Origin of the sequence: Pseudoalteromonas sp. NZS100 (genome assembly GCF_015864815.1) — a bacterium.
GTDB lineage: Bacteria > Pseudomonadota > Gammaproteobacteria > Enterobacterales > Alteromonadaceae > Pseudoalteromonas > Pseudoalteromonas distincta.
Map to the genome: position 1 here is coordinate 71671 of NZ_JADYWM010000005.1, position 12073 is coordinate 83743.

11 protein-coding genes are annotated in these 12073 nt (G+C 40.1%); 2 read left to right on the forward strand and 9 right to left on the reverse strand.

Annotated elements, in window-relative coordinates; all coding sequences use genetic code 11:
* Positions 1-130 precede the first annotated feature (130 nt).
* Both I6E69_RS06775 and I6E69_RS06780 read right to left on the reverse strand, forming a co-directional pair.
* Positions 131-1084 (reverse strand): MBL fold metallo-hydrolase, encoded by a 954-nt coding sequence (locus I6E69_RS06775; RefSeq protein ID WP_197120888.1) that lies wholly within the window; start codon positions 1082-1084, stop codon positions 131-133.
* A gap of 266 nt (positions 1085-1350) precedes the next feature.
* Positions 1351-1695 (reverse strand): DoxX family protein, encoded by a 345-nt coding sequence (locus I6E69_RS06780; protein ID WP_002962591.1) that lies wholly within the window; start codon positions 1693-1695, stop codon positions 1351-1353.
* Between the two features lie 164 nt (positions 1696-1859).
* Between I6E69_RS06780 and I6E69_RS06785 the strand changes: the two genes are divergently transcribed.
* Positions 1860-2747, forward strand: a complete 888-nt coding sequence (locus I6E69_RS06785) for a LysR family transcriptional regulator (protein ID WP_197120889.1) — start codon at positions 1860-1862, stop codon at positions 2745-2747.
* A gap of 58 nt (positions 2748-2805) precedes the next feature.
* On the opposite strand, the gene I6E69_RS06790 is transcribed toward I6E69_RS06785, so the two are convergent.
* Positions 2806-3228: a cupin domain-containing protein gene (locus I6E69_RS06790; protein WP_197120890.1), complete on the reverse strand. Its 423-nt coding sequence runs from the start codon at positions 3226-3228 to the stop codon at positions 2806-2808.
* Positions 3229-3363: 135 nt separating this feature from the next.
* On the opposite strand from I6E69_RS06790, the gene I6E69_RS06795 reads away from it, so the two are divergent.
* Entirely contained in the window at positions 3364-4503 is a 1140-nt protein-coding gene (locus I6E69_RS06795) for an endo-1,4-beta-xylanase (protein WP_197120891.1), read from the forward strand.
* A 68-nt stretch (positions 4504-4571) separates the two neighbouring features.
* On the opposite strand, the gene I6E69_RS06800 is transcribed toward I6E69_RS06795, so the two are convergent.
* The 6 genes from I6E69_RS06800 to xylB form a co-directional block, all read right to left on the reverse strand.
* On the reverse strand, positions 4572-5549 hold the full coding sequence (locus I6E69_RS06800; RefSeq protein ID WP_197120892.1) for an aldose epimerase family protein: 978 nt from the start codon (positions 5547-5549) through the stop codon (positions 4572-4574).
* Positions 5550-5562: 13 nt separating this feature from the next.
* A complete protein-coding gene (locus tag I6E69_RS06805; protein WP_007585159.1) occupies positions 5563-5946 on the reverse strand; it encodes a hypothetical protein in 384 nt (127 codons plus the stop codon).
* A gap of 106 nt (positions 5947-6052) precedes the next feature.
* Entirely contained in the window at positions 6053-8071 is a 2019-nt protein-coding gene (gene tkt / locus I6E69_RS06810; RefSeq protein WP_197120893.1) for a transketolase, read from the reverse strand.
* Between the two features lie 58 nt (positions 8072-8129).
* Positions 8130-9071 (reverse strand): transaldolase, encoded by a 942-nt coding sequence (tal, locus tag I6E69_RS06815; protein ID WP_369122927.1) that lies wholly within the window; start codon positions 9069-9071, stop codon positions 8130-8132.
* Between the two features lie 36 nt (positions 9072-9107).
* Complete coding sequence (xylA, locus tag I6E69_RS06820; RefSeq protein ID WP_197120895.1) at positions 9108-10427, reverse strand: xylose isomerase; 1320 nt, start codon at positions 10425-10427, stop codon at positions 9108-9110.
* Between the two features lie 30 nt (positions 10428-10457).
* Positions 10458-11915 (reverse strand): xylulokinase, encoded by a 1458-nt coding sequence (xylB, locus tag I6E69_RS06825; protein ID WP_197120896.1) that lies wholly within the window; start codon positions 11913-11915, stop codon positions 10458-10460.
* Positions 11916-12073: the final 158 nt, after the last annotated feature.

Here is a 12073-nt window from a genome sequence, read left to right on the forward strand (position 1 = left end):
TATTTTTTGAGGGCTTTCATAAAAAGAAGTGCACTATGCTTTTATATTAGTAATGGGTATCGCTTTAAAGCGACATATACCGTCGGTATAAATAAATTAGCACGATAACGCCGGTGCGTGAAAAGCTATATTAGTTTGACTCAAATGACGAAAGTTTCTTTTGAACGTTATTTCGTAATACATCGTCTATGTACTCATTAAATGCCTTATTACCGGTTACCACGGGGTTTTGTTGATCAGATTTACGATTTTTTAATGTATTAATTTGATTAATTAGATCATGTGAAAACGGGTGGTTTGAGATACTTCCATCAACATCGTTTTTGTTTGCAATTTTTTGAAAATAATTTAAAGAGTGCAAATAAGTTTGATTTGCTTCTTTAGTATCCGGTAAACCGGTACCTCCCCAAAGTGCAACTGTATGAGGTATGCCATTATCTGTAACAGGTATTATCAAAGACAACCCACCAGGCGTATGCCCTGGTGTAGCAAGTACAGTTAAATTAGTTTTACCTAAATTTATTTTTTCACCATCGATAACTTGGGTGTAAGTGCTAGGTAATGGTATTTCGGTAGAAAAATTACCGAAAGGATCAGTTAATACAGGTGCATTTGGATTATGGATGTAGTCCCACTCATTTTTTCTCATTAAAATTTTAGCGCCATAATGTGATTCAAAGTAGTGAGCGCCACCATAATGGTCGCTGTGGCCGTGAGTAACTATTACGTATTTAATATCTTCAGGATTTAAGCCTAACTCTCTCAGTCCAGGAACAATCACATGTTTGGCATCGTGCGGGGTCCACATGGTATCGATTAAAATAATGCCCTCAGTTGTAGTGATAACAAAAGTGCCTACGCTGATATATCCTACAAAATAAAGATTATCAAATAGCTGAGTGGGTTCAACAACAGTGGTATTGAACAAATCACTAGAGGTTAGCGAGGAAGGTAATTTATTTAATCTAGTACTTATTTTATCTTCACTCAATTTTGTAATATTACCGTTATTTGATGTTGTGCAGCCGCTCAGTAAGTAAGTTATTACTGTAATCGAGAAAATGCCTAAAAATGTTTTTTTCATATTTTACACCTTAGTTAATTAGGCATATTAAAAGCCCAAGTAATAAACTTTAGTACGTCGTCTATTTAATTATTAAATACAGGGTATGAACTCAAAATTAAAATTTAATGAATAAAACAACCTTAGCCTTTGTTTGTTTAGAGATCGAGTTTGTTATCTTTATCCTAAATTAGAGATGCGAAAGCATTTGTCATTTTGTAAATGAGGGTTTGAATAACGATAGAAGCGAATATATCGTTATTCATTGTATTGAAAATAGCTCTAGGTTACTTACTATCCAAGGCGTTTATATCATTGACTCGGTTAATTATGATATTAATTAAAAAAGCACATAAAATAACGGCAGGTATTGCATTGGCAACACTGTCGTAAACTACATGAAAAAATGTTGCACCAGCCATAATAACTAACAAACCACTTGCAGCTAAAATGCTTAGTTTTTTTATCCAAATAGCAATAGCACCTGCAAGTTCACTTGCACCAATAAAATAGCCAAACCAAGCAGGTAAACCCATGAGTGCAAAAGATAAGTGCATTTGCTCAACTCCTACTAGTTTTGCAGAGCCTGCAGCTATAAAGGCAAGTGTTGTTAATCCTAGTGATGTATACATAAAAATTCTTTTTACTTTTGTGCTCATGTTATTCCCAGCTTTAATAAGAGTGATTTAAGCAGATGCTTAGCTTTTGACGTTAGAATAATCACAGTTCTTATTAATTAATATTGAATGTTTTTTTATAAGATATAAACTTTAGCTTTACATGTTTGGCGTAAATTATGAAATTAGAACAGCTTAGTATGTTTGTTACTGTTGCTCAGGTTGGATCATTGAGTGAAGCAAGTGCTCTTTTACACAAAACTCAACCAGCTATAAGTCAAGGTATTAAGCAACTAGAAAATACCCTTAACTTTGCCTTATTTAGTCGTAATGGTTATCGGTTAGAGCTTACCAGTGCAGGAAAAACTATGTTTCATAAGGCTATGAAATTGCTAGATGATGCAGCACAACTTAAACAAGTTGCACACCACATAGCACAGGGAAACGAGGTAAGTATAACGATTGCAATTGAAGCATCATTTAATTTAAAAGGTATTTTACCATTACTAAAAAATATGCAAAATCAGTTCCCTGAAACTCAAATAATAATCATGCAAGAGTACATAACAGGTGCAATTGAAGCCTTACTTGATGGCGGTGCCGAACTGTGTATAACACCAACAATGGAATTTTCTGCACAAGAAGAGAAAATTGAAAAGCATTTGTTAAATAGCGGCTCATTAATCAATGTAGCTTCCCCTTTGTTGTTAAAGCGAAATCCAAACCTTAGGCAAGCCACTGATTTGTTGAACGAATACCAAATAATTGTGCAGGACTCAGGCACTGGTTCAAAAAACATAGAGTGGGGTGTACAGCAAGGTCAGCGACGATGGTATGTAAATGACTTTCCAACTAAAAAAATGCTTATCGAAAGTGCAATGGGTTGGGGCAAATTACCAGGTTATTTAGCTGATGAAGGTATTGCAAATAATACTCTGAAAATGCTGTCACTTAGTGATGTGCAAAATATAACGCCTCTAAAATATTACATTATTAAGAAAAGGGGAGAAGTGTTGGGACCTGTAGGTGAGGCCGTGTGGGAGCAATTTAAAAACTATCAGATATAGCAATTACATATATGTGAAAAACGTATTTAAATTACTTCCCTAAAAAAGCCACTAAAACCTACTTAGTTCGATATCTTACTACCACAAACTTAAGCGGCACATCGCCGTTATTATAAATGCCGTGTACGTCGTTAGGGGCTGCAAATAAGATATCTCCAGTATGAGCAGGCTGGCTTTTGCCATTAAGCGTCCAGGTACCTGACCCCTCTAAAATCATTAAGTATTCTTCATCGGGATGCTGGTGGGCGGGGTGTATTTCGTTATTAGGTTTAATAACCGCAACGCCCGTAATAGCGCCTTTGGTGAGTGGTGTATCGCCATGAAAGTAGGTATGAAAATCGCCGCCTTCGTAATGAGTAATGTGCGCGTCTTTTTGACTCACAATAGCTGATGTAAGTTGAGTGGGTTTATCAGCTGCGTTTACAGTTAATGCAAAGATGGCTACTGCTATTAATGATAAGGTGGTTGTTATATTTTTCATGTGTGTCCTTGCTAATTTTCGTGCTACTTAAAAGTGTTATTTTTGTTCAGTCTATTTTAATAAAACGTTGTTGTCAAAAAGACTATATGGTGTTAAGTTTACGTTGCACACTAAAAAACACACAACAGGTACATCATGCATAAAAATAAATTTACGATTACTATTTTATTAGGAATGTCGAGCCTTGCACTTGGCTGTAATGGCTCAGCAGAGCAAAGTAAACCAACATTAAAAGCGCCGGAGCAATTAACGCTAAAAGCGCAATTTAAAGGCCACTTTAAAATTGGTACAGCGATTAGCCGTGACCAAATATTAGGGGCTTTGCCTGAAGATTTAAACGTAGCTAAAGCGCAATTTAATACCTTTACGCCAGAAAACTCAATGAAGTGGGAGCGTATACACCCAGAGCTAGAAACCTATGATTTTGAAGCCGCTGATGCGTTAGTTCAGTACGCACAAGAGAACAACCAAGAATTAGTTGGGCATACATTAGTGTGGCATTCGCAAACTCCTGACTGGGTTTTTGAAGACGAACAAGGCGAGCCGCTAACCCGCGATGCATTACTTAAGCGCATGCAAAACCATATTAATGCTGTTGCAGGGCGTTATCAAAACCGCATTTTTGCATGGGACGTGGTAAACGAAGCACTTAACGAAGACGGCACACTGCGTGAATCTAAATGGAGCACCATTATTGGTGACGACTTTATAGAATATGCGTTTAAATACGCTAAGCAGGCAGCGCCTAATGCCAAGCTATACTACAACGATTACAACTTATATAAGCCAGAAAAAAGAGCCGGTGCAATTGCGCTTATTAAAAATTTACAAAGCAAAGGCATTGAAATAGATGGTATTGGTATGCAAGCGCATTATTCGCTTGATAACCCAGAGCTTTCGTTAATGGAAGACTCTATTGTGGCATACGCTGCAACGGGTATTGATGTGATGATAACCGAGCTTGATATTTCGGTATTACCATTCCCTGAGGGTGAAGAACAAGGGGCTGATATTTCGTTAGATATTGCGCTGCAAGAGCGATTTAACCCATACCCAGATGGTTTACCGAGTGAAGTAAATACCCAGTTAGGCGAGCGCTACAAAGCCGTGTTTGACATACTTAAAAAACATGACGATAAAGTAAGCCGTGTTACTTTTTGGGGCATAAGCGATGCACGCACTTGGCGCAACGATTGGCCAATGCAAGGGCGCACCGATTACCCATTATTAATTGACCGTGAGTTAAAACTTAAAAGCTTTGTAAGCGATTTATAATCGCACTAAACATTTAATCTCCCGTAAAGGATCGCTTAATAGCGATCCTTTTTTGGTTTATAAAATAGCTATTTTTTATTGGTTTTAGTTAAGCAGTAACTAATATGCGTTTGCAAAGGCACTTGTGGTGTTAAATAGCTAAATGGGAAGTGTGGGTTATTAGGGCTGTCGGGGCAAAATTGCGGCTCTAGGCAAATACCGTCAAATTGGTTAAACGGGCTTTTTAAATGCTGCCCTGTATACACCTGAATGGCAGGGTAGTTAGAAAGCACACTCAGCATGAGTTTTTCATCGGCGCTTGTAAGCGTCGCGTGTTGCTTATTGGCTTGCAGATTAAGTACTTGCTCGGTTACAAAGTTATGATCGAGTTTATCGGTTTTATTAAGCACCCGCGCATTTGTGTAGTCAAAAGTTGTATTTGCTACAGGGGCTATTAAACCTGTGGGAATGGAGTTTGTATCTACGGGGGTATAATGCGCGGCGGCCAGTTTTAATGTATGCCCTTGTGCGCTGTTAGTAATGCCATTTAAATTAAAATATGGGTGCGCTGTTGGCCCTGCAATGGTTTTTTTATTACTGGTAATCGTAAATTTAATATCAAGATTACTTTGGTTTTTACTGTTAGTGGTAAAGGTATACAGCACGTTAAATATAGTTTTACCGGGGTAGCCGTTGTAACCATCAGGCAGGGTAATACTTAAACTTAATGCATTTTTTTGATGATAATCGAGCTGCCAAAATAAGTCGCTTAATGCTTTTTGGCCGCCGTGAAGTTGGTTTACGCCTTCGTTTTTATTAAGTACATAGGCTTTATCATCAATGTTTATTTGGGCGTTACTTAGCCTGTTTGCATAAGGGCCGGCTACAGCGCCTAAGTAAAACGTGTCGTTTAAATAGTCATTAATATTAGAATAGCCAAGTATAATATTTCGTTTTTTATTATCAACATGGGTAACCCAGCTGGTAAGCCGGGCACCGTAGTTAATAATAGAAATAGTGTCGTTTGCTTCATTACTTAGTGTGTATTGAACAATTGAAGTTGTCATGTTGGTTACTCTTTTAATTGTTCGTTCTTGCTTTTTTAATTTCTTCTTTTACGATTGGGTACAAATCGTATGTTGGATAAAACTCAGTGCTGTAGGCTTTCCAACCATAACGTTCAATCGATAAATTTACTTTTGGTAATAACGCTGCCGGAAAGCGCAAGGTAACAACTTGCCCTATGCCCATCATTACTTTCCAAGATTCTACTGTTGCGCCCTCTGGTGGGAAGTGTTTGTAAAAGTTAGCGTTGTTTAGTATTTCTTTTATTTCAGAGAGGTTTTTTGATTGGTCGTGCTTTAAAAAAATCGTTAGCATTAGTTCATCATTTTGCTCGTCACTTGCCCATGCGTTAAAACTAGTACTTGCACTAAAAAGCATAATTAATAGTAAATATTTCATAGTTCACCTTTGTTAGTTAATTATAAAAATGCGCCGAGCTTTGAAAGGCTTAGCGCATTAATTGGATAAAATTGTATTATTGCGCGCATTACGCGTACAAAATGTATTAGGCGTTGGCTTTAATTAACGCCTGCGCGGTGCTCACTACATTTTTGGTGGTAAAGCCAAAATGCTCTAATAACACGTTACCTGGCGCCGACTCACCAAAAGTGCTCATACCAATTACTTTGCCTTGTAAGCCAACATATTTAAGCCAGTAATCTTGGTGTGATGTTTCAATCGCAATACGGTTTGCTACCGAGTTTGGCAATACACTTTGCTTGTAATCGTCTGATTGTAGATCAAACAATGTGGTGCTTGGCATTGATACCACACGCACTGCAACGCCTTGTGCTGTAAGCTCTTTTGCGGCTTGCATTGCTAAATCAACTTCAGAACCCGTTGCAATTAAAATAAGCTCAGGCACTTTATTGCTATCGCTAAGAATATAGCCGCCTTTTTCTATGTCGCTAATTTGCTGAGCGCTGCGTGGCTGGTGGTTGAGCCCTTGGCGACTAAAAATAAGCGCAGTAGGTTGCTGCTGATTTTGTATCGCGTTTTTCCACGAAACGGCGGTTTCTACTGCATCACACGGGCGCCATGTGACTAGGTTTGGCGTCATACGTAGGTTGGCTAGTTGCTCAATAGGTTGGTGAGTTGGACCGTCTTCACCTTGACCAATAGAGTCGTGGGTATACACAAATATATTTTGAATACCCATAAGTGCCGACATTCTTACTGCGTTACGGGCGTATTCCATAAACATTAAAAATGTAGCACCGTAATTAATAAAACCACTGTGCAGTGATATGCCATTCATAATGCCGCTCATACCAAACTCGCGCACGCCATAAAACAGGTAATTACCGCTGGCGTCATCTGCGCTTATGCCTTTGGAGCCAGACCACAGCGTTAAGTTAGAACCGGCTAAATCGGCAGAGCCACCTAGTAACTCTGGTAAATGCGGGGCAAAGGCTTCAATGGTGTTTTGCGAGGCTTTTCGGCTGGCAATGTTAGCTGCGTCATTGTTGCACTGTGCAATATAGTTGTTTGCAATAGCTTCGAAGTTGTCAGGAAGGGTGCGTTTAATTACGCGTCGCTCAAATTCTTTAGCAAGCTCTGGGTGGCTTTTGGTGTAGTCGCTAAACAGTTGCTGCCATTGTTTTTGTTTTTTATCACCGCTTTGTTTAGCGTCCCAATGGGCGTAAATATCATCACTGATACTAAATGCTTCATTTGGTAGGTTTAAAAATTTGCGCGCCGCAGTTATTTCGTCATTACCTAATGGTGAGCCATGGCAGTCGTGCGAGCCTGATTTATTTGGCGAGCCAAAACCAATCACGGTTTTACAACAAAGTAGAGTAGGTTTATCGCTCACTTGTTTGGCTTGTGCAATGGCGCTGGCAATTTGCTCTGGGTCGTGGCCGTCTATATCTTTTATTACATGCCAGCCGTAAGCGTCAAAGCGTTTAGCGGTGTCGTCGGTAAACCAGTCCTCAACGTGTCCGTCGATAGATATGCCGTTATCGTCCCAAAAAGCAATAAGTTTACCCAGGCCTAATGTGCCTGCAAGCGAACATGCTTCGTGCGATATGCCTTCCATTAAACAGCCATCACCCATAAAACAGTAAGTGTAATGATCAACAATATCAAAATTCTCTTTGTTAAATTGTGCTGCTAGGGCTTTTTCGGCAATAGCCATACCTACGGCATTTGATAAACCAGCGCCAAGCGGACCTGTGGTTGTTTCAACACCTGGGGTATAACCGTATTCAGGGTGACCTGGGGTTTTTGAATGCATTTGTCTAAATTGTTTAAGCTCGCTAAGTGGTAGTTCGTACCCGCTTAAATGCAATAAAGAATAAATAAGCATAGATCCGTGACCGTTACTGAGTACAAAGCGGTCTCGGTTTGGCCAATTTGGATCGGTTGGATTGTGGTTTAAAAAATCGTTCCACAGTACTTCGGCTATATCGGCCATACCCATAGGTGCGCCCGGATGCCCTGAATTTGCTTGCTGTACCGCATCCATACTGAGTGCGCGAATGGCATTAGCAAAAGGCGCACGAGAAGAAAGCTGAGTCATGTATTACCTCAAATAAAATTAAAAAAGCCCGCACGTAATGTGGCAGGCTTGAGGGAAATTAGTTTAGTAAGTCTTCAACCAATTTAGCCAAAATACGCTGATCTTTGGCAAAGTTACGAATACCTTCACCGAGCTTTTCGCTGGCCATTGGATCTTCGTTGTGCTGCCATAAAAATTGCTCATGGGTGAGTGGGGTTATGTCGCTTTGCGGTGCTTTGGCAATGTTTGCAGCGTCAAGCTTTGTAACCAGTTCACCTTCTTGGCTTTGTAAATCATTGAGTAATGATGGCGAGATAGTCAGTAAATCGCAGCCAGCAAGCTCGATTATTTCCTGGGTATTTCTAAAGCTTGCGCCCATTACCACGGTTTTATAATCGTACTTTTTATAGTACTGATAAATACCTGTAACCGACTGCACACCAGGATCTTCGCTTGGGGTGTATTTTTTATTATCGCGGGCTTTGTACCAATCAAGAATACGACCAACAAACGGAGATATAAGCGTTACGTTAGCTTGTGCGCACGCAATGGCTTGAGCCATCGAAAAAAGCAGCGTTAAGTTACACTTAATGCCTTCTTTTTCTAACTGCTCGGCGGCTTTAATGCCTTCCCATGTTGAAGCAAGTTTAATAAGTACGCGGTCTTTTGAAATACCCGCTTGCTCGTAAAGTGAAATAAGCTTACGCCCTTTGGCAATACTTGCTTGGGTATCAAACGATAAACGCGCATCTACTTCGCTCGATATACGCCCAGGTATTACTTTTAGTATTTCACAGCCAAAGTTAACAATAAGTTGGTCGCATATAGCGTCAACGTTGTTGCCAGCTTTATTTATAGCGTCTTCAATTAAATGTTTATATTGAGGTAATTTTGCAGCTTGTAAAATTAACGAAGGATTGGTTGTTGCATCAACCGGTTGTAGGGCTTTGATTGACTCTACATCGCCACTGTCGGCAACGACCGTGGTTACTTTTTTGAGTTGTTCTAACAAGTTCATAATGATGTACGCCTCGGCTTTAAAACCGAGGCGATGTCCTTATACGTAGCGGTTAACAATATTCTCAAGCAGCTCTTGTCGGCCAGAAACTTGCTTAGGATCGATGTTGTTTTCGTGTACTAAGGCTGAAAGGCTTTCAAGTGATTGCTCACCATTTAGAATGCTTTGACCTAGGTCTTCTTTCCAACCAGCGTAACGTTTTTCAACAAAATCAGTCAGCTCGCCACCTTCAATCATTGCTGCTGCATTGAGTAATGCTTTAGCCATTGTATCCATACCGCCAATGTGACCAATGAATAAGTCATCACGCTCACACGATTGACGACGAAGTTTAGTGTCAAAGTTAAAGCCGCCCGTTGTAAAACCACCCATTTTTAAAATTTCGTAAACAACAAGTGTGCACTCAGCTACATCGTTAGGAAATTGGTCAGTATCCCAACCGTTTTGCACGTCGCCACGGTTAGCATCAATACTACCCATAATGCCTTCTGCGCAAGCAACTGCAATTTCGTGGTGGAAGCTATGACCCGCAAGTGTTGCGTGGTTTGCTTCAATGTTTACTTTAATTTCGTCTTGTAAGCCGTGCTTGTATAAAAAGCCTGCAACCGTTGCTGTATCGTAATCGTACTGGTGCTTAGTTGGCTCTTGTGGTTTTGGCTCAATTAATAATGTGCCTTTAAAACCAATTTTTTTCTTGTGTTCTACAACCATTTTCAAAAAGCGTGCGTACTGTTCGCTTTCTTGTGCAAGGTCTGTATTTAGTAGCGTGTCGTAACCTTCACGACCACCCCAAAGTACGTAGTTTTCGCCGCCTAAACGATGCGTAATTTCCATTGCATGTTTAACTTGTGCTGCTGCATATGCATACGTATTAGGATTAGGGTTTGTTGCACCACCGGCACAAAAACGCTGATTTGAGAATAAGTTAGCAGTACCCCACAGTAGTTTTACACCTGTGCGCTGCATTTCTTTTTCGATAATGTTAGCTATGTGCGTTACGTTATCGTGGCTTTCTTGTAGTGTTTTGCCTTCAGGGGCAATATCAACATCATGAAAACAAAAGTAAGGAACGCCTAATTTTTCATAAAATTCAAAGGCTACTTTTACTTTTTGTTCAGCAAGTTCTAATTGATTGCCTACAGGTTGGATCCAAGGACGATCAAACGTACCTTCACCAAAAATATCAAACCCTGTAGAACAAAAGTTATGCCAGTAACAGGCTGCAAAACGTAAATGTTCTTTCATTGTTTTGCCAAGCACTACTTGGTTTTCGTCGTAATAACGAAATGCAAATGGGTTTTTAGAGTTTTCACCCTCAAATTTGATTTTTTCAACGTTTGTAAAAAATTGTTCGCTCATATTGTGCTCCATTAATTTTATAATAGTGTTTTAAAAGTATGTTTTTACACTTTGATAAAGTGCTTTGTATGTTGTGTATTGCTGTGCGTAAAAATCTTGCATAACTGGATTTGGTTCAATGGTTTGCGTAACTTTACCGTTAACACATACCTGTTGTGCTGGGCATTGCTCTGTGGCTACTCTGGCCAATCGTGCTGCGCCAAATGCAGGGCCAACTTCTGATCCTTCTCGGTAAATTAGAGGGCGGTTAAGTACACTTGCGAGGACTTCTCCCCACAGTGAGCTTTTAGCGCCACCACCAATAACGGTTACATCGTCAATTTGTGCGCCAGCATCAAGCAGTACTTGTTGGCCATCGGCAAAAGCAAAGGCAACGCCCTCTAGTACTGCGCGGCCAAGGGTTGCTGCATCGGTGTCGCTGTCTAAACCAAAAAACACGCCTTTTGCGTTGGAGTTATTGTGCGGCGTGCGCTCACCAGTTAAATAAGGCAAAAATATCACTGAGCTTGGTTTGCTAAAGTCGCATTTACTTACTTGTTCAAGGAGTGCGCCTTCGTTTTCAAAACCGGTTAATTTAGTGACCCAGGTTAAGCAGCTTGCTGCGCTTAACACCACTGACATTTGGTGCCAGGTGTTTTCAATGCAATGACAAAAAGTATGTACAGCACCTTCTGGGTTAGGCAGGTATTTATCGTTAGCAACAAAGTAAACGCCCGAAGTACCTAATGACAAAAACGCTTGTTTAGGCCTTACTACGCCAACACCGGCAGCGCCTGCGGCATTATCGCCACCACCTGCAACAACAGGCACTTGTTCCATACCCCATTTAGCAGCAACTTGGGCTGTTAATTTGCCAGTAATTTGTGTGCCCTCAAAAAGAGTAGGCATGTGTTGCTCTGTTAAGTCGCAGGCGCTAAGCATTTTTTGCGACCATGCTCTTTTTTCTACGTCTAGCCACAGTGTGCCTGCTGAGTCAGACATGTCTGATGCAAAATCACCGGTCATTAAAAAGCGTAGGTAGTCTTTTGGTAATAATACTTTGGCTACTTTTGCAAAGTTTTCTGGTTCAAACTCTTTTAACCAAACCAATTTAGGTGCAGTAAAACCAGGCATTGCTATGTTGCCGGTAATATTACGAGAATTTGGTTCGCGTTTTTCAAGCTCTACACATTGTGCTGCACTGCGCCCGTCGTTCCATAAAATGGCTGGGCGAATAATGTTATTGTTTTTATCAAGCAGCGTAGCGCCATGCATTTGCCCAGAAAGGCCCACAGCCTTTACCGATTTTAGTAATGCAGGGTGAGTATTTTTAAGCTCCTCGATTGCACTACAGGTAGCAAGCCACCAATCTGTAGGGTTTTGCTCAGAAAAAAGGGGGGCTGGGCGTGAAACGCTTAAAGATCCACTTGCTTGAGCAAGTAATTGGTCTTGCTCGTCTAAAATAATTACTTTTACACCTGAAGTGCCTAAATCGATACCAAGGAACATAAATGTGATACTTAATGTTGTTTTAGTGTTAGCGCTAACATTAATGATTTGATATTGTTAAGTCAAGCTGGTTTTAAACTATGTTTAACAATTAATTTGCAAGTTTATTGCTTGGTTGTTGGAGTTCACTTAAATTTCTTTTTAAGATCATAAGGAAA

Bases quoted from the DNA above. Each gene is read 5' to 3' on its own strand.
- I6E69_RS06775 (WP_197120888.1), bottom strand. From the start codon at position 1,084: ATGAAAAAAACATTTTTAGGCATTTTCTCGATTACAGTAATAACTTAC.
- I6E69_RS06780 (WP_002962591.1), bottom strand. From the start codon at position 1,695: ATGTATACATCACTAGGATTAACAACACTTGCCTTTATAGCTGCAGGC.
- I6E69_RS06785 (WP_197120889.1), top strand. From the start codon at position 1,860: ATGAAATTAGAACAGCTTAGTATGTTTGTTACTGTTGCTCAGGTTGGA.
- I6E69_RS06790 (WP_197120890.1), bottom strand. From the start codon at position 3,228: ATGAAAAATATAACAACCACCTTATCATTAATAGCAGTAGCCATCTTT.
- I6E69_RS06795 (WP_197120891.1), top strand. From the start codon at position 3,364: ATGCATAAAAATAAATTTACGATTACTATTTTATTAGGAATGTCGAGC.
- I6E69_RS06800 (WP_197120892.1), bottom strand. From the start codon at position 5,549: ATGACAACTTCAATTGTTCAATACACACTAAGTAATGAAGCAAACGAC.
- I6E69_RS06805 (WP_007585159.1), bottom strand. From the start codon at position 5,946: ATGAAATATTTACTATTAATTATGCTTTTTAGTGCAAGTACTAGTTTT.
- tkt (WP_197120893.1), bottom strand. From the start codon at position 8,071: ATGACTCAGCTTTCTTCTCGTGCGCCTTTTGCTAATGCCATTCGCGCA.
- xylA (WP_197120895.1), bottom strand. From the start codon at position 10,427: ATGAGCGAACAATTTTTTACAAACGTTGAAAAAATCAAATTTGAGGGT.
- xylB (WP_197120896.1), bottom strand. From the start codon at position 11,915: ATGTTCCTTGGTATCGATTTAGGCACTTCAGGTGTAAAAGTAATTATT.